21 protein-coding genes are annotated in these 24,168 nt (G+C 66.3%); 11 read left to right on the plus strand and 10 right to left on the minus strand.

All coding sequences use genetic code 11. From position 1 onward, the window contains the following. The first annotated feature begins 119 nt into the window (after window positions 1–119). Window positions 120–833, plus strand: a complete 714-nt coding sequence (locus tag K3A84_RS02725) for an OmpW/AlkL family protein (protein WP_225007582.1) — start codon at window positions 120–122, stop codon at window positions 831–833. A 215-nt stretch (window positions 834–1,048) separates the two neighbouring features. After that, entirely contained in the window at window positions 1,049–1,825 is a 777-nt protein-coding gene (locus tag K3A84_RS02730) for a transglutaminase-like domain-containing protein (protein ID WP_225007584.1), read from the plus strand. A gap of 43 nt (window positions 1,826–1,868) precedes the next feature. Here K3A84_RS02730 and K3A84_RS02735 read toward each other — a convergent pair whose 3' ends face one another. Next, a complete protein-coding gene (locus tag K3A84_RS02735; protein WP_225007585.1) occupies window positions 1,869–2,564 on the minus strand; it encodes a Crp/Fnr family transcriptional regulator in 696 nt (231 codons plus the stop codon). A gap of 238 nt (window positions 2,565–2,802) precedes the next feature. Next, entirely contained in the window at window positions 2,803–3,288 is a 486-nt protein-coding gene (locus K3A84_RS02740) for a flavin reductase family protein (protein ID WP_225007588.1), read from the minus strand. A 248-nt stretch (window positions 3,289–3,536) separates the two neighbouring features. On the opposite strand from K3A84_RS02740, the gene K3A84_RS02745 reads away from it, so the two are divergent. Beyond that, window positions 3,537–4,223: a hypothetical protein gene (locus K3A84_RS02745; RefSeq protein WP_225007591.1), complete on the plus strand. Its 687-nt coding sequence runs from the start codon at window positions 3,537–3,539 to the stop codon at window positions 4,221–4,223. A gap of 395 nt (window positions 4,224–4,618) precedes the next feature. Here K3A84_RS02745 and lepA read toward each other — a convergent pair whose 3' ends face one another. Further along, complete coding sequence (gene lepA / locus K3A84_RS02750) at window positions 4,619–6,436, minus strand: translation elongation factor 4 (RefSeq protein ID WP_225007594.1); 1,818 nt, start codon at window positions 6,434–6,436, stop codon at window positions 4,619–4,621. A gap of 192 nt (window positions 6,437–6,628) precedes the next feature. Between lepA and K3A84_RS02755 the strand changes: the two genes are divergently transcribed. The 5 genes from K3A84_RS02755 (at window position 6,629) to K3A84_RS02775 (ending at window position 11,433) form a co-directional block, all read left to right on the plus strand. Further along, entirely contained in the window at window positions 6,629–7,753 is a 1,125-nt protein-coding gene (locus K3A84_RS02755; RefSeq protein WP_225007598.1) for an acyl-CoA dehydrogenase family protein, read from the plus strand. A gap of 21 nt (window positions 7,754–7,774) precedes the next feature. Continuing rightward, the gene (locus K3A84_RS02760; protein WP_225007601.1) at window positions 7,775–9,031 is read left to right on the plus strand and encodes an acyl-CoA dehydrogenase family protein; all 1,257 of its coding nucleotides are present in this window, start codon (window positions 7,775–7,777) and stop codon (window positions 9,029–9,031) included. Between the two features lie 80 nt (window positions 9,032–9,111). Further along, window positions 9,112–9,504: a group II truncated hemoglobin gene (locus K3A84_RS02765; protein ID WP_225007605.1), complete on the plus strand. Its 393-nt coding sequence runs from the start codon at window positions 9,112–9,114 to the stop codon at window positions 9,502–9,504. 56 nt (window positions 9,505–9,560) lie between these two features. Further along, complete coding sequence (locus tag K3A84_RS02770; protein WP_225007609.1) at window positions 9,561–10,268, plus strand: fatty acid desaturase family protein; 708 nt, start codon at window positions 9,561–9,563, stop codon at window positions 10,266–10,268. 355 nt (window positions 10,269–10,623) lie between these two features. Further along, the gene (locus K3A84_RS02775; RefSeq protein WP_225007612.1) at window positions 10,624–11,433 is read left to right on the plus strand and encodes a winged helix-turn-helix domain-containing protein; all 810 of its coding nucleotides are present in this window, start codon (window positions 10,624–10,626) and stop codon (window positions 11,431–11,433) included. On the opposite strand, the gene K3A84_RS02780 is transcribed toward K3A84_RS02775, so the two are convergent. Next, on the minus strand, window positions 11,415–14,087 hold the full coding sequence (locus K3A84_RS02780; protein ID WP_225007613.1) for an EAL domain-containing protein: 2,673 nt from the start codon (window positions 14,085–14,087) through the stop codon (window positions 11,415–11,417). The genes K3A84_RS02775 and K3A84_RS02780 overlap by 19 nt on opposite strands. Before the next feature lie 135 nt (window positions 14,088–14,222). On the opposite strand from K3A84_RS02780, the gene K3A84_RS02785 reads away from it, so the two are divergent. After that, window positions 14,223–15,080 carry an alpha/beta fold hydrolase gene (locus K3A84_RS02785; protein ID WP_225007615.1) on the plus strand — a complete coding sequence of 286 codons (858 nt, stop codon included), beginning with the start codon at window positions 14,223–14,225 and terminating at the stop codon, window positions 15,078–15,080. Window positions 15,081–15,165: 85 nt separating this feature from the next. Beyond that, window positions 15,166–16,470: an FAD-dependent oxidoreductase gene (locus tag K3A84_RS02790; protein WP_225007619.1), complete on the plus strand. Its 1,305-nt coding sequence runs from the start codon at window positions 15,166–15,168 to the stop codon at window positions 16,468–16,470. 11 nt (window positions 16,471–16,481) lie between these two features. Here K3A84_RS02790 and K3A84_RS02795 read toward each other — a convergent pair whose 3' ends face one another. From K3A84_RS02795 to K3A84_RS02820, 6 genes are all read right to left on the minus strand, one after another. Next, window positions 16,482–17,912, minus strand: a complete 1,431-nt coding sequence (locus K3A84_RS02795) for a globin-coupled sensor protein (RefSeq protein WP_225007620.1) — start codon at window positions 17,910–17,912, stop codon at window positions 16,482–16,484. 234 nt (window positions 17,913–18,146) lie between these two features. Beyond that, on the minus strand, window positions 18,147–19,265 hold the full coding sequence (gene dnaN, locus K3A84_RS02800; RefSeq protein ID WP_225007623.1) for a DNA polymerase III subunit beta: 1,119 nt from the start codon (window positions 19,263–19,265) through the stop codon (window positions 18,147–18,149). Window positions 19,266–19,550: 285 nt separating this feature from the next. After that, the gene (locus tag K3A84_RS02805; RefSeq protein ID WP_225007626.1) at window positions 19,551–20,078 is read right to left on the minus strand and encodes a hypothetical protein; all 528 of its coding nucleotides are present in this window, start codon (window positions 20,076–20,078) and stop codon (window positions 19,551–19,553) included. After that, a complete protein-coding gene (gene fabG / locus K3A84_RS02810) occupies window positions 20,075–20,839 on the minus strand; it encodes a 3-oxoacyl-[acyl-carrier-protein] reductase (RefSeq protein ID WP_225007629.1) in 765 nt (254 codons plus the stop codon). Before fabG ends, K3A84_RS02805 begins: the two co-directional genes overlap by 4 nt. A 3-nt stretch (window positions 20,840–20,842) precedes the next feature. Beyond that, on the minus strand, window positions 20,843–21,778 hold the full coding sequence (gene fabD / locus K3A84_RS02815) for an ACP S-malonyltransferase (RefSeq protein ID WP_225007631.1): 936 nt from the start codon (window positions 21,776–21,778) through the stop codon (window positions 20,843–20,845). Window positions 21,779–21,812: 34 nt separating this feature from the next. Further along, window positions 21,813–22,634, minus strand: coding sequence for an LD-carboxypeptidase (locus K3A84_RS02820; protein WP_225007633.1), 822 nt, complete (start codon window positions 22,632–22,634; stop codon window positions 21,813–21,815). Window positions 22,635–22,722: 88 nt separating this feature from the next. On the opposite strand from K3A84_RS02820, the gene K3A84_RS02825 reads away from it, so the two are divergent. Continuing rightward, on the plus strand, window positions 22,723–24,135 hold the full coding sequence (locus K3A84_RS02825) for a glutamate ligase domain-containing protein (RefSeq protein WP_225007635.1): 1,413 nt from the start codon (window positions 22,723–22,725) through the stop codon (window positions 24,133–24,135). Window positions 24,136–24,168: the final 33 nt, after the last annotated feature.

A 24,168-nucleotide genomic window follows, 5' to 3' on the forward strand; every position in this document is an offset into this window, starting at 1 on the left:
TCGGTATTTTGCGTTCGGTCAATGAGGCTGATTCGGCAGCGGTGCATCAGGCTCTCACACCGCGAGGCCAGAACCGGGCCTGCGAGGGGCAGGCCACCCGCGGTTGCAGGACCATACTCATGAAGAAGATGATCTCCGCCGCGCTCGGCGCCGCCCTTGCGACCACCGCGCTGGTTGCCCCTGTCGCCGCCCACGCGGGTTCGGCCGACGGCAAGTGGCAGGTCAAGGTGCTCGGCACCGCCGTGCTGCCCAATGGCAAGATCGACGAGATCAAGTCGATCGACACCACGACCACGCTCGGTGGCGCGCTTGCGGCCACCCCCGGCGCCGACGTCAAGGCGAACGACAACGTCGTGCCCACGCTCGCGGTCGAATACTTCTTCACCCCGAACTTCTCGGCCGAAACGATCTGCTGCTTCACCGGCCACCACGTCGAAGGCGACAAGGGCCTCGCCGGTGCGGGCCGCATCGTCGATCACGTGCTGATCCTGCCCGCCACGCTCACGCTCAAGGCGCACATGCCGCTTGGCCCCATCAAGCCCTATGTCGGTGCCGGCCCCGCCGTGTTCTTCGTGTTCGGCGAAAAGCCGGGCGACACTGCCAAGGCTCTCGGCATCGACAAGGTGCGCATGAGCAATTCGCTGGGCGTCGCGCTTCAGGGCGGCGTCGACATCGCGCTGGGCGACAAGGGCTTCGGCCTCTCGCTCGACGCCAAGAAGTACTTCATCAAGCCGACCGCCAAGTTCTACGACACCAACGGCGACCTCGCGCTTGAAACCAAGCACAAGCTCGATCCCTGGGTGCTGAGCGCAGGCGTCAGCTACCGCTTCTGATACAGGTTCCTTCGGTCCCGTCCTGCCCCCACGCGTGGGCGGGCACCGGGGGCGGCGGGCGGGTCGTTCGGGGTTCTGGGATCACTCCGACACGACCCGCCCGTTTTCTTTTTGCGCATGACTGTCGGCACGCACCGCCCGCCCTTGGAAAACCGGAAACTTCCGCTACCGCCAGCGGTTGAAGTCGCTCCCTCGCGACTCCCAAGGAAACCGCCGTGGCCCGCCCGCTTTCGATCGACGTCCTGCTTGATTACCAGTTCGACGAGCCCACCGACATCCTGCTCCAGATCGAAGCGGCTGCCCTGCCCTGCCAGCGGCTGCAATCGAGCGCGCTCAACCTGCCGCCAGCCCTCACGCCAACCCGCGTACCCGCGCTTGACGGCATCGGCGAGCGCATCTGGCTGAACCATCAGGGCCGCCTTGTCGTCGAATACCGCGCAACGGTTGATGTCGAGCGCGCCGCAACCGACCTCGCCGCGCTGGCCGTCACGCCGCATCGCCTGTTGCCGGGCGATGCCATCCCCTACCTTATGCCTTCGCGCTATTGCCCGTCCGACCGATTCCACCGCTTCGCAGAACGCACGTTCGGCGATGTGGAGACCGGCGCAGGCGTGATCGCGATGCGCGAATGGATCGCCGGGCACCTCGATTACGTGCCGGGCGTCAGCAACAGCAGCACCTGCGCCAACGATACCTTCGTCGCGCGCCAGGGCATCTGCCGCGATTACGCGCACCTGATGGTCACCCTCGCGCGCGCCGCCGGAATCCCCGCGCGCTTTGCCAGCGCCTATGCGCTCGGCGTCGAACCGCAGGACTTCCACGCCGTCGCGCAGGTCTACCTCGGCGATCAATGGTGCATCGTCGATCCGACGGGGATGGCCAACGACGAAACCACCGCGATCATCGGCGTGGGCCGCGACGCCGCCGACGTCGCCTTCCTCACCGCCTTTGGCTGGGCGAAGTTCAACGCGCTGAAAGTCTCGGTGGCATAGATCCTCCCTTGCAAGGGGAGGCGGCAAACCGGAATAATGAAAATCAGCCCGCCAGTGCCACCAGCGCCGGGCGATCCAGAATCTCCACCTCGCGCCGCGAAGGCAGCTCGATCACGCCGTCGTTCTTCAGCTTGGTGAACTGGCGGCTGACCGTCTCGATGGTCAGGCCCAGCACGTCGGCCACCTGCTGGCGGCTGAACGGCAGCGAAAAGCGCCTCGCCGGCCCCAGCTTCACCGCGCAGCCGGTGTCGTCGAGACGATCGCTCATTTCCAGCAGGAACGTGGCGATCTTCTCGGGCGCGGTCTTGCGGCCCAGCAGCATCATCCACGAACGCGTCCGGTCCAGTTCGGCCAGCGTGCGCTCCAGCAGCTTGTGCTCCAGCTCGGGATGTTCACGTGCGAAGCGGTCGAAGTCGTTGCGCGCGAACACGCAGACGCGCGCATCGGTCAGCGCGACCACGCTCGCGCGGCTGGTCTGGCCGAAGGGGCGGCCGATGAAGTCCGAAGGATAGGCCACGCCCACGATCTGCTCGCGCCCGTCCTCGGTCGAGGTCGTCAGCTTGAGTACGCCTTCGATCACGTTGGCGACCAGCAGCGAATCGTCGTCTTCCCAGATCAGCGGTTCGCCCGCGCCGACGGAGCGGCGACGCCCCATCGTGTTGAGCGCGGCGATTTCCTGGTTGTCCAGGCCCGCACAGATCGCCCGGTTCCGGACGACACAAGTCTCGCATGACGACATGACCCGAGCGCCTATCAAAAACAGGCGCGCGTCACAACTTTATCCGCAACCGCGAAGCCCCAAAAAAATGGGGCGGCCATGAAATGACCGCCCGAGTTGGGGAGAAATCGGCGAGAGGAAGATCTCCGGATGGGTGATCGTCCTTTCGACACGCCCCTTCTCTCCCAACGCACCCCGACTCGCCTTGACCGATATCAAATCGGTGAAAAACATTCCCGGCGGACGCTTTTTTTCGTCGTCAGTCGTCCAGCCGAGCCAGATCGTGGTAGCCGCCGCGGAAGAACAGCAGTGGCGCGCCCTCGGCCCGATGCCCAAGGGATTCGACCGCGCCCACCACCAGCCAGTGGTCGCCCACTTCAACCACGCGCTCGATCGTGCAGTCGATCCACGCCACCGCGTCATCGAGCAGCGGCTGGCCCGAAGGACTGTGACCATGCGCCAGTTCGGCGAACTTGTCGTCGCCCCGCGCGGCAAAGCGGCGGCACAGGTCGATCTGGTCCGATCCCAGCACGTTGACGCAGAACCGCCCGGCCGGCGCGATCCGCGCCCATGTGCTCGATCGCTTGTCGGGAAAGAACCCCACCAGCGGGGGATCGAGCGAGATCGAGGTGAACGAGCCGACCACCAGACCATGGCGCGCCCCATCCTCGCCCAGCGCCGTGATCACGCAGACCCCGGTCGGATAGGACCCCAGCACGTCGCGGAACTGCCGCGGTTCGATCATTGCGTTTGTCCAGCCTCGCTTGTCGCAGCGCCCTGTTGCGCCCGCACCCATGTGCGCCCCCGGCGATTGCCTCGCAAGAGCAGCGCCGCCGCTAGTCGAAAGCGCGGGCGGGGGCCAGTTGGAATCGCTGAACCTGCCCATAAGGCCTGCTGAACCCCCTGTCCCCGATAGGTCCGCCCCCTGTTTGTTCTGTCCTACAAACCCCGTTCCATGCCACCTTCTGCGCCCCTTTTCCCAAGGAGCCGCGCATGATCGACAAGTCCCGCCCCGGCGCCGACGCCGCCTGCAAGGGCACCCTTCCCGATTTCGCCCCCGTCCCCCGTTTCTGGAACCGCCACGATGGGTGGACGCCCGAACGCCAGCGCGGCTTCATAGAAGCGCTGGCCGATACCGGCAGCGTCAAGCGCGCCGCCCACGCGGTCAACATGACGCCCGAAGGCGCCTACCTCTTGCGCCGCCACCCCGAAGCCGCCGAATTCCGCAAGGCGTGGGAAGCCGCCCTCGCCCTCGGCGTCCAGCGCCTCGAAGACATCGCCATGGAACGCGCGCTCGAAGGCGTCGAAGCGCCCGTCTATTCCTACGGCAAGCTCGTCGGCACCCGCCGCATCCACAACGACCGCCTGCTGATGTTCCTCCTGCGCAACCGCGCCCGCAAACGCTTTGACGCCGGCACCCGCCCCGACGCCGTCGCCCGCGCCGAACTCGAAAAGCTCAAGAAGCAATGGCGCGCCGAATGGCTGGCCGAACAGAACGACCCCACCGAACTCGCCCGCATCCGCCGCGGCATCGACACCAAGCTGCAGATCATGCGCCAGAACATCGAAGACAGACGCGCGCGCGAACGCATCGAAGCCGAAACACGCCAACTCGCCGCCTGGGGCGCCACGCCCGACCAGATCGCCCAGCACCGCGCCCTGCCCGCGCCGGAGGAATAGAAAGTACAGGATGCGAGGGGGTTACCCCCTCGCGCTCCCATCACGTCTCCCGGCGAAAGGTCAGCGCCCCCCCCGGTTCCTCCCCGGCACAGGGAGGGGGACCATGCGCAGCATGGTGGAGGGGCACGCGCAACGACAAGATCTGTTCCCCAACATTCCCGCCGTTTGCGGCACACTTCCTCACCATCAAAAACTGCCGTCACCCCGGGCTTGACCCGGGGTCCAGCTGTCTTTGAGCGAGGGAGAGTAAGCTGGATCCCGGGTCAAGCCCGGGATGACGAAGGCGGGGGGATTGCGCACGCAAGCGCATCCGCGAACCACAACAGTCCTGCAAACCCACAGTACTGCAGCACCCTCAATAGTCGCCCCGGCGCCGCTGGCTAAAATCGCGCGCCCTATTCCTCGCCCATCCGCAGCGCTGCAATAAACGCTTCCTGCGGGATCGACACGTTGCCGTATTCGCGCATCCGGGCCTTGCCCTTCTTCTGCTTGTCGAGCAGCTTCTTCTTGCGGCTGATGTCGCCGCCATAGCACTTGGCGGTCACGTCCTTGCGCATCGCGGCGATCGTTTCGCGCGCGATCACCTTGCCGCCGATGGCCGCCTGGATCGGGATCTTGAACAGGTGGCGCGGGATCAGGTCCTTCAGCCGCTCGCACATGCCGCGCCCGCGCTCTTCGGCCACGGCGCGGTGGACGATCATCGACAGCGCGTCGACCGGCTCGTTGTTGACGAGGATGCTCATCTTCACGAGGTCGCCTTCGCGCAGGCCGATCTGTTCATAGTCGAAGCTGGCATAGCCCCGACTGATCGACTTCAGCCGGTCATAGAAATCGAACACCACTTCGTTCAGCGGCAACTCGTAGTTCACTTGCGCGCGCCCGCCGACATACGTCAGCCCGGTCTGGATGCCGCGCCGGTCCTGGCACAGCTTCAGGATCGAGCCGAGGTATTCGTCCGGGGTGTAGATCGTGGCCTTGATCCACGGCTCGTCGATCTGCTCGATCCGGCTGGGGTCGGGATAGTCCGCCGGGTTGTGCAGCAGGATCTCGCGCGCATCGTCGTTGCGGCTGGCGCGCAGCTGGATGCGATAGACCACCGACGGCGACGTGGTGATCAGGTCGAGGTCGTATTCGCGGGTCAGGCGTTCCTGGATGATCTCCAGGTGCAGCAGCCCCAGGAACCCGCAGCGAAAGCCGAAGCCCAGCGCCGCGCTGCTCTCCATCTCGAAGCTGAACGAGGCATCGTTCAGCCGCAGCTTGCCGATGCTTTCGCGCAGCTTTTCGAAATCGGCGGCGTCGACCGGGAACAGCCCGCAGAACACCACCGGCTGCACTTCCTTGTAGCCCGGCAGCGCCTGCGTGGCCCCGCCCTTCACCGTGGTGATGGTGTCGCCGACCTTGGCGGTTTCCACTTCCTTGATCTGCGCGGTGATGAAGCCGATTTCGCCCGGCCCCAGCTCGGCCAGTTCCTCGCGCTTGGGCGTGAAGCAGCCGACGCGGTCGATCAGGTGCTCGGTGCCGCCGGCCATGAACTTGACCTGCAGGCCCTTCTTGATGACCCCGTCGATCACGCGCACCAGGATGACCACGCCGAGGTAGGGATCGTACCAGCTGTCCACCAGCATGGCCGTCAGCGGCGCGTCGCGCTCGCCCTTGGGCGGCGGGATCTTGGCGACCACCGCGTCCAGCACGTCCTCGATGCCGATGCCCGACTTGGCGCTGGTCAGCACCGCCTCGCTCGCGTCGAGCCCGATCACTTCCTCGATCTCGGCCTTGACCTTTTCCGGCTCGGCGGCGGGAAGGTCGATCTTGTTGATCACCGGCACGATCTCGTGATTGTGCTCGATCGACTGATAGACGTTGGCCAGCGTCTGCGCTTCCACGCCCTGCGCTGCGTCCACCACCAGCAGCGCGCCTTCGCACGCGGCCAGGCTGCGGCTGACTTCATAGGCGAAGTCGACGTGGCCCGGCGTGTCCATCAGGTTCAGCTCATAGGTCAGCCCGTCCTTGGCCTTGTAGTTCAGGCGGACGGTCTGGGCCTTGATGGTGATCCCGCGCTCTTTCTCGATATCCATGTTATCAAGGACTTGCGCGCTCATCTCGCGCTCGGTCAGCCCGCCCGTATACTGGATCAGGCGGTCGGCCAGCGTCGACTTGCCGTGGTCGATGTGCGCGATAATCGAAAAGTTGCGGATCAGCGAAAGGTCGGTCATGCCGCGCCCGTTAGCAGCGCGCAAGCCAACTGTCATCTGCCCCCTTGCGCCGCCGTTCTAGCAGCGCGTCGCGATGTAGGAAAACCTTTCCGCGATTTTTTAATTGATCAATTAAGAGAGATGTCGCAGCCTTGGGGCAACGGCGCGAAGCGAATCCGCGCGTGCCGAGAACACAGCCCATGGGAGTGGCGGATGAATCTCGATTTCTCCGACGAGCAGAAAGCGCTCAAGGATCAGGTACGGCGGTTCCTCGAAGATCGCGGCGGCGTTGCCCAGATGCGCGCCGTGCTGACGAGCGATGCCAGCTACGACAAGGACTTGTACAAGGGCCTCGCCGAACTCGGCGTGCTGGGTGCGGCCATCCCCGAGGAATTCGGCGGCGTCGGCCTCTCGCACCTCGACCTCTGCGTGGTGGCCGAGGAACTGGGCCGCGTGATCGCGCCGGTGCCGGTCGCCTCGTCGATCTACCTCGTCGCCGAAGCGCTGCTGCAAGCAGGGTCGCAGGCGCAGAAGCAGGCATGGCTGCCCAGGCTCGCTGCCGGCGAAGCCATCGGCGCTTTCGCGCTGAACGAAGGCGAAGGCCGCATGGGGCCGGAAAAGGTCCGCGCCAGCGTTTCGGGCGGCAAACTGACCGGCACCAAGAGCCCGGTCGCCGATGGCGATTGCGCCGATGTCGCGGTGGTCGCCGCCAAGTCGGACAGCGGCAAGGTCTCGCTCTACGTGGTCGATCTCAACGGTCCCGGCGTCGAACGCCGCACCTTGAACTCGATCGACCCCAGCCGTGGGCAGGCCGCCCTCACCTTCACCAACGCCCCCGCAGAGCTGCTGGGCGGCGAAGGCGATGGCTGGCACATCGCCACGCAGGTGATGGACCGCGCCGCGATCCTGATCGCCTACGAACAGCTCGGCGGTGCCGACCGCGCGCTGGAAATGGCGCGCGACTATGCGTTGGAGCGCATGGCCTTCGGTCGCCAGATCGGCTCGTTCCAGGCGATCAAGCACATGCTCGCCGATATGTACGTCTCGGCCACGCTCGCGCGGTCGAACTGCTACTATGGCGCATGGGCGCTCGCTTCGGGCGCGTCGGAGCTGCCGGTTGCCGCCGCCACCGCGCGCGTTTCGGCGTCGCAGGCCTTCCAGCACTGTTCGAAGAACAACATCCAGGTCCACGGCGGCATGGGCTTCACCTTCGAATACGACTGCCACCTGTTCTACCGCCGCGCCAACGCGCTCGCGCTCGCATTGGGCTCGGTTTCCACCTGGGAAGACCTGCTGGTCGACCGCATGACCGCCGGCAACGCCGCCGCGGCCGCCTGATCCAGCTTCCGGAGACACATCATGGACTTTGAAGATACCCCGCAGGAAGCCGCCTTCCGCGCCGAAGTGCGCAGCTGGATCGACGCCAACGCACCCAAGCATCTGGAAGACCAGCTCAAGCGCGCCAACTTCGGCGACATCGGCATCACCAGCGAAGACCCGATCGCGGCCTGCAAGTCGTGGCAGAAGAAGAAGGCCGACGCTGGTTGGGCCTGCCTGCACTGGCCCAAGGAATACGGCGGCGGCAACCGCACGCCGATGGAGCGCGTGATCTGGAATCAGGAAGAAGGCCTGTTCCGCGCACTGGGCGGGCTGTTCACCATCGGCCAGGGCATGTGCGGCCCCACCGTGATGGCCTGGGCCGATGAAGAGGCCAAGCGCCGCCTGCTGCCCCCGCTGTCTTCGGGCGAGGAAGTGTGGTGCCAGCTGTTCTCCGAACCCGCGAGCGGTTCCGACCTTGCCGGCCTGCGCACCCGCGCGGTCAAGGCCGAAGACGGCTCGGGTGACTGGATCATCAACGGCCAGAAGATCTGGACCAGCGGCGCGCAGAACTCCGACTGGGGCCTGCTGATCACCCGCACCGACGCCGATGTGCCCAAGCACAAGGGCCTGACCATGTTCTACCTCTCGATGCACACGCCCGGCGTCGAGGTTCGCCCGATCAAGCAGGCGAACGGCCAGTCGTCGTTCAACGAAGTCTACTTCACCGATGTCCGCATCCCCGATGCGCAGCGCCTCGGCGCGGTGGGGCAAGGCTGGGAAGTCTCGCTCACCACACTGATGAACGAACGCCTGTCGATCGGCTCGGGCATGTCGACCGGCTTCCCCTCGCTGCTGTCGCTGTGCATGGACGTGGAAATCGACGGCAAGCCTGCCGTGCAGGATTCGAACGTGCGGTCGAAGCTGGCGCAGTTCGCGGTGCGCGAAATGGGCCTCAAGTACACCGGCATGCGCGCCATCACCGCGCTGTCGAAGGGCGAAACGCCGGGGCCTGAAAACTCGATCGGCAAGCTCGTGGCCGGTGCCACGATGCAGGATCTGGCGATGTTCGCGCTCGATCTGCAAGGCCAGTCGGGCGTAATCTGGGAAAAGGACGGTCCGTCGGATGGCCGTTTCCAGGCGATCCTGATGCGCTCGCCCGCCACCCGCATCGAAGGCGGCTCGGACGAAATCCTGCGCAACATCATCGGCGAGCGCGTGCTGGGCCTGCCCGGCGACATCCGCGTCGACAAGACCGTCGCGTTCAAGGACATCCCGACGAGCGGCCGCAAGCACTGATCGTCCGGGGCGAGGAAGGGGGCGCTCCGCTGCGGCGGGGCGCCCTTTTCTTTTCGCCTGCCCCGGTCCATGGCGCGACGATGGACCAGACCCCCTACGACCTGTTCGGCGGCGAAGCCTTCGTGCGCGCGCTGTGCGCCAGGTTCTACGCACTGATGGACACCCTGCCCGCAGCGCAAGCCGTGCGCGCCGTCCATCCGCCTTCGCTCGCCAGCGCCGAGCAGAAGCTGTTCGAATATCTCACCGGCTGGCTCGGCGGCCCGCCGCTCTATACCGACAAGTACGGCCACCCGCGCCTGCGGATGCGCCACTTCGTCGCCCCCATCGGGCAGGCGGAGATCGAAGGCTGGCTGCTGTGCTTCCGGCAGGCGTGGCGCGAACTGGCGACACCTTCCCCCATGGCCGATGCGATCATGGGCAAGGTCGAAAGCCTTGCCTGGCACATGGGCAACCAGCCGGACGAAGCGCGTTGAACCGCGCCGAGGGCTGGCCTACAAGCGCAGGGACGGCATAGGGGGCCGTTGAAACGATGATCTGGCAACGTCTGGTGCTTGCCGCTTTCCTGGCTTCGGTCGGGTTTAACTTGTGGGGTGCGTTGCGCGATCCGCACCTGCTCGCCCTGCCCGCCGCGCTGGCCGGATGGTATCTGGCCGACCTGCTTTCGGGGCTGGTCCACATGGTCATGGACTACCGCCCCTGTCCCGAAGGACGCGGGCTTGCCGCGATCTACTTCTATGAAGGCCGGCGCGGCTCACCTGAATATGCCGCGCTCCACCGTGCAACGATGCAGCGGGTCAACGCCTTCGAGCGCATCTCCTACGATTTCAAGAACCACCACCCCCGCCCCGATGCGCTGGGACGGCGCTCGGTGTGGCGCCTGATCGGCTCGACCGTGCTGGTCGCCGCGCTGCCGCTGTCGCTTGCCGGAAACGCCGCCTTGCTGCTCTGGCCCGTGCCGGGCTGGGCCTTGGCCTTGCTGTCGGCCATGCTGCTGGGCGGTGGCTTCGCGCAATACTTCCACGGCACCTTGCATCGGCGCGAGAACCCGTGGTTCATCAACGCCTTGCGCCGCATAGGCCTGCTGATGACGCCCGCCGCGCACCAGATCCACCACGATACCCTGCAGCGCGATTTCGCCACCAACTGCGGCTGGTCGAACCCCGTCATCAACCGCCTGTTCGCGCACCTGCGCGCTCGCGGCCGCCTCGATGACGCGGGCCTGGAACCGCATTCCTGAACTGCGTCGGGCACCGGCAGACGTCACCGCGAACGCCACCACAATTCCGCGCCGGCAAGTGTGGCCGATCGACAATACCAGCCCTCTGACCGCGACGTAGCATCACAATAAATTTATATAACCTTTCGTATATAAAATGCATATTACGCAGAAAGACGAATTAACCAATTTCCACCTTCCCCCATGGCCGCAAAATCGGGACAAGGCCTTGTAGGGATGGAAAATTCGATATCCGGTTTCCGAATCCAGCGTTTTCCTTAACCCTTGCCGTCCGTTGCTGCATCTAAGGGTTGTGTACTAGATTACTTGAGCCTGAAATAACCAGCCAGCGATCCCTCAGGCCATGGAAGCTATCATGACCTCAGCTTTTCCTGAGACGAACTTTGTCCCATCCACGCAAGTCGGCCGGTACAACTTCCCGGACTTCGACCAAGACCTGCCTGCACTGCAGGTCCGCGACGATACCGTGCGCGTCTTCCGCTTTGCCGATTGCAGGGCGACGGAACTGGATGGGTGGATATCGGCCGCTTTTCCGCTGGCGGGTCGACGCTTCATCTCAGAAACCTACATCGCCAATTTCATGGATGGCGAAGAGCCTTATGCCGTCGCGATCGTTGCCGCCAACGACCTTGAGCGTGCCAGGAAATTCCTGCGCTACAACAAGCCGCTGCTGAGCGCGAAGCTGAAGATCGCGCTGCTCGCTTCCAGTCGCCCGCCGCAGCGCGCCACGCTGCTGATGGCCGGTTTTGACGATGTCTTCGATGCCCGCACGAACATCGCCGAAGCGCAGCTGCGCATCGCGGCGATGTCCCGCCGCAACGCCATCTATGGCCAGGCCAGCCGCCGACGCGGGTTGGGGGGCGGCGCGGCGACGCTCAAGGCGGCATTCGCGTCCCCGCTCACCCCGCGCGAGCTTCAGGTGGCGAGCCTGCTGGCCGCGCATATGTCGACCGGGCTGCCACGATCGGCGATCCTTTCCGAATTCGGCATCGAATCCCAGCCGTTGTCGCACGCCGCGCTGAAAGTGGTGATTTCCAAGTTGCGCGCCAAGCTTGCGCCCGGCTGGATCATCCTGTCGAACCGGGGCTACGCCTATCGGCTGCAACCCGATGACGTCGCGGACCTGCAGGTCCCCGCCCGCCGCCTTCACCCGACCTTGCGCTGAGCCGTTTCCTGCGGCGCGGGCCGCAACGATACCGCGGCGATCCGGCCGTCTTCGTCCAGTTCGAGCGGCATGGAGAACTCCACCCCCAGCCGATCGTCGTTCGACCAGCGACAGGTGGCGGTGACCGGGTAGCTGTCCGACAGCAGCACGCGGAAGATCGTGCCCGGCGGCACATTCCACAGCCCTTCGATCAGCGCGCCGGTGCGGCTGATGTTGCGCACGGTGCCGTGATAGCGATGGCCCGCGTGGTCGAGCACCACCTTGCGCAACATCGTCTGGCGGCTGGCGCGGGCCGAGCGCGGCCCTTGGGCGATGGCGACCAGCCCCGACGACAGCCGCGAAGCCGCTGCCTCCGCCGAAAGCGGCCGTTCATAGATGTAGCCCTGCACGTGGCTGCACCCCAGCACGCGGATCAGGTCCAGCTCGTCGAGCGTCTCCACGCCCTCTGCCGTCGTTTCCATGCCCAGCGCTTCGGCCAGGCTCACGATCGAGGCGATGATCGCGCCGTTGCGGCTGCCCGGCTGGGTCGCGCCGCGCACGAACGACTGGTCGATCTTGATCTTGTCGAACGGCGCCTTCTTCAGATAGCCGAGCGAGGAATAGCCCGTGCCGAAGTCGTCGAGCGCCAGCCGCACCCCCACCGACTTCAGCGCGCGGAACATCGCCTCGGTGTCGGAATCATCGTTCAGAAAGACGCTTTCGGTGATTTCCAGCTCCAGCCGCTGCGGATCGACCTGCGCATGGGCCAGCGCATTGGTGACGATCGACGGCAGCGACGGGTTGGAGAACTGCAACGGCGAGACGTTCACCGCCACGCGCACGTTGCTGGGCCACTTCGACAGGTCCTGGCACGCGGTGCGCAGCGCCCATTCGCCGATCGTGGCGATCAGCCCGGTATCCTCGGCGATGGGGATGAACTTTGCGGGCGAAATGAAGCCCTGTTCCGGGTGCCGCCAGCGCAGCAGCGCCTCGAACCCGGTGATGCGTTCCGTCGCGGTCTGCACCACCGGCTGATAGTACAGCTCCAGCCCCCCATGCGTCACCGCGTCACGCAGGTCTTCCTCCAGCTGGCGACGCTCCTCGGCATCGCTGTGCAGGTCGGGCGCATAGAAATGGTATCGGCCCCGTCCGCCGTCCTTGGCGGCATAGAGCGCAAGGTCGGCGTTGCGGATCAGCGCCTCGCTGGTGACGCCATCGTCGGGCGCCAGCGCGATGCCCACCGATGCGCCGATCATCACCCGGCTGCCTTCGATCGAATAGGGTTGCGACAGGCTCTCGATCACCTGCCCCGCCAGTTGCGCCAGCATGGTGCGCTCGCTCTTGCCCGGCAGGATCACCTTGAACTCGTCGCCGCCCAGCCGCCCGACGCGCCCGTGCTTGCCGATCACGCGCTCCAGCCGCTGCGCCACCTGCTTGAGCAGCGCATCCCCGGCGGGGTGACCCAGCGTATCGTTGACCTGCTTGAAACGGTCGAGATCGAGCAGGAACACCGCGCAGGTCCGATGGCTTACCTGCGGCGCGTTGAGGATCTTCTCCAGCGACTGCGACATGCGGAAACGGTTGGACAGCCCGGTCAGCGAATCGAAGTGCGCCAGCCGGCTGGCATGCTCTTGCGAACGGCGCTTCTCGGTCAGGTCCGAACCCGATCCGCGAAAGCCCTGGAAGTTGTTGAAGGTGTCGTAGGTCGGGCGGCCGGTGATCGACCACCACCGTTCCTCGTCGTGCACCGCGGCGCGCACCGCCAGTTCCGAGAAGCTGGATCGCGCGGAAAGGTGGAAGGCCAGCGTGCGCTCGCCCTCGCCCGATTGTTCGGCAAGGTTGAACAGTTCGGCAAAGGGCCGGCCCAGCAGCTCCCCTACCTCGCGTCCCAGCGTCTCGGCGACCGGGCTCGAAAGATAAGTGATCTGCCCGCGCCGGTCGGTCTCCCAGAACCACCCCTGCCCGGTCTCCTCGTAGTCGGCCAGGATTTCCTGCGCGCGGGTCTGGATGCGCGCTTCCTCCTGCACGCGCTCCTCGCTGCGCAGGTCGATCTCGCGCTGGCGCATGAAGGCAACGCCTGCGATCGCCACGCCGATCAGCGACGTCAGCGCGCCGCCCTCGAAGCTGACCACGCACGTCACCCCGGACCACAGCGAAACCTGCGCCGCCAGCACCGCCGCCAGCCGCCCCGACTGGGTCACGGTGGCGAACAGCGATATGGTTACCAGCAGCGCCAGGCAATGCACCCAGGACACGTGCCCGCCATTGGCCCAGAGCCCTGCGGCGGTGCCATAGACGAACATCGGCAGCGCTACGGCCAATGCCAGCAGCCCCATTCGCGCAGCCGTCGACAGCCGCCCCTGCGCCTCGATCCGCACGAGATAGCGCGACACGAACACCAGCAGCGCGCCGACCAGCGCCAGCACCGGCGCGGTCCACGAAGAAAACGCCCCGTTGACCACGGCCAGCCCGACGATTCCAGCCGCCATCGGCAACGCCAGCGTCGGCCATTCGGGCGCCATCAGGCTCCGATTGCGCCGCTCGCCGAACAGGAACGCCTCGCCCGCGGGGCGCGCGGTGCTGCGCTCCCCCCGCCTGTGGGTGCGGGCGTAATCGCGCCCCGTCTGGGGGTGATCGGCGGGATCGGCGGCATGGGGAGCCGGAGCATCTGACATGGCTCTCCGATTGCCGGATTTGCTTTGAGAAACGGTTAAGGCCTCCCGCAATCCCCGCTGCGCGCGCGACCTTGCTTTTGCGCGGGCCGCGAAGCTGCTAGGGCTTTGCCGCGACCGCAACCTGACGAGGACAAATTGGCGTCGACGGCTGAATTTTCGATGATCGGCGTGGCAGGGCGAAGGCTCCGCCTCGGGCAATGGCACGTCGAACGGGGGCACGTCGAACGGGGGCACGTCGAACGGGGCAACGTCGCTGAAGCCGCGCCGCGCCCGCTGGTGATCCTCAACGGCATCGGCATGAACATCGAACTGCTCGAACCCGTTGCCCGCGCGGTGACCGACCGGCGCATCATCAGCGTGGACATGCCCGGCATCGGCGGTTCGCCCGATCCCGTGTTCCCCTATACCATCCCGTGCATGGCACTGACGCTCGCCGCGCTGCTCGACCGGCTGCGGATCGACCAGGTCGACCTCGTCGGCATCAGCTGGGGCGGCGCCGTGGCGCAGCAGTTCGCCTTCCAGCACCGCGCGCGGCTGGGCAAGATGGTGCTGGCCGCCACGGCGGCGGGCGGCGCAACGATGGTGCCGGGCAACTTCTCGCTGCTGGGCAAGCTGTCCGACCCGCGCGAATACACCGTCGAAAAGACGCTGCGCCGCAACCTCGCCATGCTCTACAACGGCGGCGGATCGGGCCGCGTCTCGCTCAACGCGGCCAAGGCGCCGTCCCCGCTCGGCTGGGCCTGCCAGATGGCCGCCTTCTCGGGCTGGTCGAGCGTGCCCTTCCTGCCCTTCATCGGCGTGCCGACAATGGTCATGGCCGACGAGGAGGACCAGCTCATCCCGCCTGCCAACGCCCATTTCCTGCACAAGGCCATTCCCCACAGCCGTATCGCCATGTTCGAAGGCGGCGGCCACCTGTTCATGCTGTCCAAGCCCCACGAATTCGGCGAGACGCTGACGCAGTTCCTCGACGAAGCCCCCCGCGCCGCCTGATCACGCAAGACCTTGCACGGCGCTTTCCTTTTGTGACCGGTCGGCTAGCATCGCCGACAGAATCACAACAGGCGCGGGAGAGCGCATGCGGCATATCGCGATTATCGGTTCAGGCCCTGCCGGATACTACACGGCAGAAGCCGCGCAAAAGCAGTGGGGCGATGACGTCAAGGTCGATATCTTCGACCGTCTTCCCGTACCATACGGCCTGATCCGCACGGGCGTCGCGCCCGATCACCAGTCGATCAAGGGCGTCTCGCGCCGCTACGAACAGACCGCCCTGTCCGACAACGTCAGCTTCGTCGGCAACGTCACCATCGGCGAGGACGTGTCGATCGACGAACTGCTCGGCCTCTACGACGCCGTCGTCCTCGCCACCGGCGCCCCGCGCGATCGCGGGCTCGATCTTCCCGGCGACCACTTGCGCAATGTCCACGGCAGCGCCGCCTTTGTCGGCTGGTACAACGGCCACCCGGAATTCGCCGCGCTCGATCCCGATCTGTCGGGCGACACCGCCGTCGTCATCGGCATGGGCAACGTCGCGCTCGACGTCGCGCGGATCCTGTCCAAGACGCGCGAGGAATTCGCCGGCAGCGACATCGTCGGCCACGCGCTCGAAGCGCTCGTCGCCTCGAAGATCCGGCGCATCGTCGTGCTCGGCCGGCGTGGCCCGCACCAGATCATGATGACGCCCAAGGAACTGGGTGAACTGGGCCACCTCACCCGCGCGGCGCCGCGCGTCGATCCGGCGGACCTGCCCGATGTGGGCGAAGACGCTCTGCTCGAACCCGGATTGCGCAAGTCGGTCAACCACTTGCGCAGCTTCGCCGCGATCCCCGAAAGCCACCGCGCCGATGTCGATATCGAGGTGGAGTTCGATTTCTTCGCCTCACCGCGTGCACTGCTGGGCGAAGGCAAGGTCGAAGCGATCGAGGTCGAGCGCACCCGCATCGAGAATGGCCGCGCGGTCGGCACCGGCGAATTCTACGAAATCCCCGCCAGCCTCGTCGTCGCCTGCATCGGCTATCGCACCGCGCCGATTCCCGGTGTGCCGTTCGATGAACGCGCGGGTCGCTTCGCCAACGACGAAGGCCGCATCCTGCCCGGCCTCTACTGCGTCGGATGGGCGCGGCGCGGGCCTTCGGGCACGATCGGCACCAACCGGCCCGATGGCTTCGGCGTGGTCGAAAGGATCGCCGAGGACATGCCCGCCCCTGCCGGGCGCAAGGGCCGCGAAGGCTTCGATGCCCTCGCCGCCGCGCGCGGGCTCGAAGTCGTCACCTTCCGCGACTGGAAGAAGATCGAGGAAGCCGAAGCCGCGCGCGCCCGCGATGGCGCCCCGCGCGAAAAATTCGTCGACGTGGCCGAGATGATCCGCGCCCGCGGATAGCGCGAACCCTGTCAGGCCGCGCGGCGCATCCGTCGCGCGGTCCGGGCCGTGGTCCCCACGTCGAAGCGATCGACCAGTTCGGCCATGCGATCCGCCTGCCCCGCCAGGTTGCGCGCAGCGGCCGTCGCTTCCTCGACCATCGCCGCGTTCTGCTGGGTCATGGTGTCGAGTTCGCCCACGGTCTCGCGGATGTGGCCGATGTTCGTCGCCTGGTTGCGCGCGGATTCGGCGATGCTGCTCGCCAGATCGGCAATTTCGCCCACGCGCCCGACGATGCGCCCGAACGTCTCGCCGGTCTGCCCCACGATCGCCACGCCCCGGTCGACCTGCGCCGAGCTGTGGCCGATCAGCTTCTTGATATCGAGCGCAGCTTCGGCAGAGCGCTGCGCCAACGCCCGCACTTCGTTGGCCACCACCGCAAAGCCGCGCCCCGCATCGCCCGCGCGCGCCGCCTCGACGCCCGCGTTGAGCGCCAGCAGGTTGGTCTGGAAGGCGATGCCATCGATCACCGCGATGATCTTGCCGATTTCCTGTGCGCCGTGCTGGATGTCGTTCATGGCCTGCACCGCCTCGCCCACCACCGTGCCGCCGGTCTGGGCATCCTCGTGCGCCTGGCGGACCGAATCGTGCAGATGCTCGGCATCATCGGCCGTGCTGCGAACGCTCCCTGCCAGCGACGTCATCGCCGCCGAGGCTTCCTCCAGGCTCGCGGCCTGCTGTTCGGTGCGCCGCGCCAGATCGTCGGAGGCCTGGCGGATCTCCTGCGCGCCCGTGTCCACCGCCTGCGATGTTTCGGCCACTTCGGCCAGCGCCGTCGCCACCTTGCCGCGCATCGTCTCGAAGTCGGACTGGATCGCCGCATATTCCGTCGGCATTCCCGAAACCGCGCTGCGGAAATCGCCGCCGGTCATCTTCTGGAGGGCCGAACCGACCTGCCCGATCACTTCGACCCGGTTCTTCTCCTCCATCTCGAAATAGGTCGACAGCGCGATGGTCATGTCGAGCAGCGCCATCTTCAGCGCCGTGCCGCCGATCCTTGCCTTGCTCCGTGCGTTCAACGCAGGCCCTGCGCCTGCCAGTCCTACCAGCACTTCATCGAGTACGCTGGCATAGCCGCCAATGTACCATTCCGGTGCCAGGCCGATCTTTGCATGGACCCGCCCGATCGTCCGCGCGCTTTCCATGTAGGCGGTGTCGGGCGCGCCGCTGAACATCATGCGCCAGTGATCGAGCTGCTTGTCGCGCGCATGGTTCATGGCGCTGCGCGACGAGAACAGCCCCGAGATCTCGGGCGTCGTGGCGATGCGGTCGTAGAGCCGCTCCAGCGCAGGCGGCGCAAGCCGCGCCATGGCACGGGCAATGGCCGGAAAGCGCCGCACGTCGCTTTCGTCGATATGGAAGAAGTCCAGAGTCCGGGCGAGGGAACCGGCGGAAGTGTCCATCAGGGCGTGTCCAGAAATTGTTGCACGCCAACGTTATACGGGGCCGACTGTCAGCGCCCTCAACGCATCCTACGCAACATTACGGCAACAAAAATAAACCGCTTCCGGTCATTGCCCGGCAACCCCGTTCCCCAACCAAAAAAAGCCCCCTCCTCTTGAGAGGAGGGGGTTGGGGGTGGTGCCGCAGCACCGCGCCTGCCGATCATCAGGGCGCCACACGCGCGCCCCGTCGCATCAGACGCGCATCGGCATCAGCACATAGAGCGCGGGCGACTTGTCGTCCTTGCGGATCAGCGTCGGGGCCCCTGCATCGGCCAGATGCAGTTCCACCGTATCGCCGTCGATCTGGCTCAGGATGTCCTTGAGATAATTGGCGTTGAAGCCGATCTCGAAACCATCCGAACGATAGTCGGCGGGCAGTTCTTCCGCCGCGGTGCCGTTGTCCGGGCTGGTGACCGACAGCGTCACGCGGTCAGGTTCCAGCGCCATCTTCACGGCGCGGGTCTTTTCGGTGGCGATCGTCGCCACGCGGTCCACGCCCTGGAAGAACGAGCGCGGATCGAGCTTGAGCAGCTTGTCGTTGCCGGTCGGAATCACGCGGTTGTAATCGGGGAAGGTGCCGTCGATCAGCTTGCTGGTCAGCACCACGCCATGTTCGCCGCCCAGCGTGAAGCGCACCTTGCTCGCCGAAAGGTCGACCAGCACGGCGGTATCCAGCACTTCTTCGAGCAGCTTGCGCAACTCGCCCACGCATTTGCGCGGCACGATAACGTCGGGCATCCCCTCTGCGCCATCGGGGCGCGCGATGGTGTAGCGCGCCAGCCGGTGACCGTCGGTCGCCGCCGCCTTCAGCACGTCGTCGGCGACGTGGAAGAAAATGCCGTTGAGGTAATAGCGCGTCTCTTCGGTCGAGATCGCGAAGCGGGTGCGGTCGATCAGTTCGGCCAGCGTGCGCGCCGGGATCTCGAAGCTGGTCGGCAGATCGCCTTCGACGATCACCGGGAAATCGTCGCGCGGCAGCGTCGGCAGCTGGAAGCGCGTGCGCCCGGCCTTGACCACCATGCGGTTGTCGACCGTTTCGAGGCTGACCTGCGAACCGTCGGGCAGCTTGCGCGCGATATCGAACAGCAGGTGCGCCGAAACCGTGATCGCGCCCGGCCCTTCGACCGAGACGGCAGGCATCGATTCGATGATCTGCAAATCGAGGTCGGTCGCCATCAGCCGCACCGTATTGTCGGGCGCGGCTTCGATCAGCACGTTCGACAGGATGGGAATGGTGTTCCGCCGCTCGACCACAGACTGGACGTGGGACAGGCAGCGCAGGAGCGTAGCGCGTTCGATCGTCGCCTTCATTCTCGTCTCTCGTCCCCCCAGTCGGCCAGAGCCAGAGCGGCACGGCCGGTCGGTGTCAGCGGTGGTTTCCTGCGGCGGAATCGCCCGGAAACGCAGTTTCAGTTCGGACCACCTTCCTTAACGCGCAAGGCCGCGCGGGCAAGCGCCCTGCGCGCGCCGTCAAGCGAAGCTGTGCATAAATCGCCGGAATCGCGCCTCAATCGAGGCGCGCAGGCCGTCGAACGCTCAATCGAGGCGGCGCAAGCCGTCGAACGCTCAATCGAGGCGGCGCAAGCCGTCGAACCCTCAATCCAGACGGCGCAGGCCGTCGAACATCGTGGCGGTGGCGGTGATCCACGCATTGATCAGCCGCCAGCCGTCCACGCTGACGCTGGCCGGATCGTGTCCCGCATCGCGCAGCGCGCCCGAAACGCGGTTGAGATCGCCCTGCGTGATCTTTTCCGCCGGGTTGTTGGCCTTGCCCGGCCCGATATCGAGCGCATCGTCGATCAGGCCCACGGCAATGCCCTGCCCGGCCAGCCGCGCGTCCAGCACGTCGCGCCCCATCCGGCCCATCGTATAGTCGAGATAGGCCTCGGTCTGCTTGGGATCGAGAAACTGGTCGCGCGCGCAGGCATCGACCACGCCGCGCAATTCGTCGAGCGTCGGACGGCCCCGGTCGGGGTCCTGGCTGACGATCACGTCGGCCACCCGCGCATCCAGCCCGGCGGGCGCGGCCTTGATCGCGCAGGCCAGCGCCTCGGGCGGACGGGCATGGGCGCCCTGCGCGCCGACGCCCAGCGCCAGCGCGATCAGGAGCGCCCGTACCCTCACGAGATCATCGCCATGCCGCCGTTGACGTGCAGCGTCTGGCCGGTGACATAGCCCGCTTCCTTGCTGGCAAGGTAGGCCACCGCCGCGCCGATATCGCTGCCCTCGCCCATGCGGCCCATCGGGATGCGCGCGTTCAGCGCGTCCTTCTGCGCATCGGGCAGAACCTCGGTCATCGCGGTGCGGATGAAGCCCGGCGCCACGCAGTTGACGGTGATGTTGCGGCTCGCCAATTCCTGCCCCAGCGACTTGCTCATGCCCACAAGCCCCGCCTTGGCGGCGGCATAGTTGACCTGCCCCGGATTGCCGGTCGCGCCGACCACGCTCGTCACCGTGATGATGCGGCCAAAGCGCGCCTTCATCATGGGCTTGGTTGCCGCGCGCATCAGGCGGAAGGCCGCTTCAAGGTTCACCTTGATCACCGCGTCCCATTCCTCGTCCTTCATGCGCATGGCGAGGTTGTCGCGCGTGATCCCGGCGTTGTTGACGAGGATGTCCACCTTGCCCAGCGTATCCATCGCGGCAGGAACGAGATGCTCGACCTGCTCGGTGTTCGAAAGATCGCACGTGATCTCGACGTGATCGTGACCATAGGTGTCGTTCAGCTCCTCGCGGAAGCTGCGCAGCTTACCCGGATTGGTCCCCGAAAGCGCCAGTCGCGCCCCCTGCCGCGCCAGCGCATGGCTGATCGCAGAGCCAATGCCACCGGCGGCGCCAGTCACCAGAGCCGTCATCCCGGTCAGATCAAAAAGGCGGTTTTCCATGGCTCAGATGTCCTTCAGGATGGATTCGATGTCGGCCATGCCGACCACGCTCGTCACCGAAACGTCGGCCACGGTACGGTTGATCATCGGCGAAAGCACCTTGCCGCCCAGTTCGATGAACTGCTCGACGCCCGCGTCCTTCATCGCGATCGCGCTTTCGCGCCAGCGCACGCGGCCCGTCACCTGCTCGACCAGCAGCCGCTTCACGTCCGCCGGATCGGTCACGACCGAAGCGGTGACATTGGCGTAAAGCGCCACACGCAGCGCGCCCGGCGGCGTCTTTTCGAATGCTGCGGCCATCGCATCGGCGGCGGGTTGCATCAGCGGGCAATGGAACGGCGCAGACACCGGCAGCAGCACGCCGCGCTTGATGCCATGCTCTTTGACAAGCGCCACGGCCCGCTCGATCGCGCCCTTGTGGCCCGACAGCACCACCTGCGTCGGATCGTTGTCGTTGGCGACGGTGCAGACTTCGCCCTCGGCCGCCGCTTCGGCCAGCGCGGTCGCGCGTTCGAGGTCCGCGCCCAGCAGCGCACACATCGCGCCCACGCCCACCGGCACCGCCGCCTGCATCGATTGCCCGCGCAGCTTCAGCAGGCGCGCCGTATCGGCAAGACTGAACGCGCCCGCCGCACACAGCGCGGTGTATTCGCCAAGGCTGTGGCCCGCGACGAAATCCGCCTTGTCGGCGAGCGAGATGCCGCCTTCCTTTTCCAGCACGCGCAGCACGGCGATGGCATTGGCCATGATCGCGGGCTGGGCGTTCTCGGTCAGGGTCAGCTGATCCTCGGGGCCGTCCTTCATGATCTGGAACAGCTTCTGCCCCAGCGCCTCGTCCACTTCCTCGAACACCTCGCGCGCCGCCGCGCTCGCCTCGGCGAGTTCGACGCCCATGCCGACCTTCTGGCTGCCTTGCCCGGGGAAAACGAAAGCTCTCATGTCCTAGCTCCTTTGGGCGCGCGCCCTATTGCCGTCATCCTTGCGGGGCAAGCCCGAAGGGGACGATCTTGTTGTCGATATCATGCCCGATGTCGGCACTTCCCAGAAACGGCAGCCCCGCGACGGCACACCAATGCCGCGCCATCGCTTCGGGCTCGATGCCGAATGGCCGGTCGTTCTCCGGCACATCGCTCACGCGGCCCAACCGCAGCCCCGCCGCGCCCTGCGCCGCCAGCCCATGGCACACATGGAACAGCAGCCGGTCGACGGCATAGTGGTATTCCGCCACTTCCTCGACCAGCACCGCGTGCCCGCGAAGATCCGGCATCAGCGGCGTGCCCATCAGCATCGCCAGCGTCATCAGGTTGAAAGCGACGCGCGGAACCGCGTCGCCGGAAGCCTCCACCCCATCGCGCCCGCCCGCCAGCCAGCCGAGCGTCCGCCGCACCGCCGCCTCGCCCCCGCTACGCCGGATATCGGTCGGCATCGGCGCATGAACGGCCCTGCCTATCCCCGAACCGTAAAGCGCCCCCAGCAGGGTGCCCCCGTCCGAATAGCCCAGATACACTTTCGCCCGCGCCGCATCCCCTGCCCGCGCCAGCACATCGCCCGCGATCCGGTTCGCGCCATAGCCCCCGCGCACGAACCACACCGCGTCGAACGCCGGATCGTTCGCGCAATCGAGAAACGCCGCCAGCCGAACCGCGTCCGCCCCGGCAAAGTGCCCCTCCACGGCAAAGCACTGCTCATGGAAATCCAGCGCCACCTGCGGATACTCCGCCCTCGCCAACGCCTCCACCCGCATGGCATCGTCGCGGGTGAACGGGGTCGAGGGGGCACAGATGGCGACACGCATCGGCTCGGCATAGCGCCATGCGCGCATCGGCGCAAAGGTCGCCGCACGCTCTGGACTGGCGCACCCAATCCTGTAGTGCCTTTGCCCCATGAACGCCCCGACCCGTACCGACCTTACGGCCCACCCCTGGTTCTTCTGCGGCATCGGCGGATCGGGCATGTTACCCCTCGCCCTGATCCTCAAGGGCCTCGGCGCCGAGGTCTCCGGCTCCGACCGCAGCCGCGACCAGGGCCGCACGCCGGAAAAGTTCGCTTGGCTCGAAAGCCTCGGCTTCGCGCTGTTCCCGCAGGACGGCAGCGGCGTCACCTCGGCAGATCAAGTGCTGGTCGCCTCCGCCGCGGTGGAAGACACCGTGCCCGAAATGGTCCGCGCGCGCGATCTGGGCTGCCCGCGCATGAGCCGCGCCGAACTGCTCTCGCGCCTGTTCAACGCCAGCAAGACCGGCATCGCGGTCGGCGGCACCAGCGGCAAGTCCACCGTCACCGGCATGATCGGCTGGATCTTCACCCAAGCAGGCCGCGATCCCACGATCATGAACGGCGCGGTGATGAAGAACTTTGTCGCCCCGGACGCCCCCTTCGCGTCTGCCCGCGTGGGGAATGGCGGCGTGTTCGTGTCCGAGGTCGACGAAAGCGACGGCTCGATCGCGCTCTACACGCCCACGATCGCGGTGCTCAACAACGTCAGCCTCGACCACAAGAGCCTTGAGGAACTGCACGCCCTTTTCGCCGATTTTCTCACCAAGGCGCAGGTTGCTGTCGTCAACGCCGATGACGCGGAAAGCACGCCCTTCATGGCGCTCGATCAGGCAATCTGCTTCGGCTTCCGTTCCGATCTGGGTGAAGAAGACTTCCACGCCTCGGAATTTGAGGATCTGCCGGCCGGCAGCCGGTTCAAACTGGAACACGCCGGACAATCGTACACCGTCTGCCTTCGTGTTCCCGGTCAACACAATGCATCCAATGCGCTTGCCGCGATTGCCGCAGCGAACGCTGCCGGCATACCGGTGGCGGATGCCGTTGCTGCCATGGAAACCTTCACCGGCCTCGCCCGCCGCTTCGACGTGGTCGGCACCAGCGCCGCGGGCGTCACCGTGATCGACGATTTCGGCCACAACCCCGAAAAGGTCGCCGCCACGCTCGCCACGCTGAAGGCGCACCCCGGCCGCGTGATCGCCTTCTTCCAGCCACACGGCTATGGCCCGTTGCGCCAGATGGGCGCGGAACTGGCCGAAGTGCTCGCCACCCGGCTCGGATCGGAAGACATCGCGATCCTGTGCGATCCGGTCTATTTCGGCGGCACGGTCGATCGCTCGGTCGGGAGCGAACGCATCGTCGGCCTGATCGAAGCCCACGGCGGCCAGGCCGAACACATCGCCTCGCGCGCCGACTGCGCCGACCGCATCGTCACACTCGCGCGGCCCGGCGACCGCGTGGTCGTGATGGGCGCGCGCGACGACACCCTGTCGCTGTTCGCACGGGACATTCTGGCGCGGGTGTAAGCCGAAAGCGGGATCCCGGATCAGGTCCGGGAT

It is taken from the genome of Novosphingobium percolationis (genome assembly GCF_020179425.1).
Classification (GTDB): domain Bacteria; phylum Pseudomonadota; class Alphaproteobacteria; order Sphingomonadales; family Sphingomonadaceae; genus Novosphingobium; species Novosphingobium percolationis.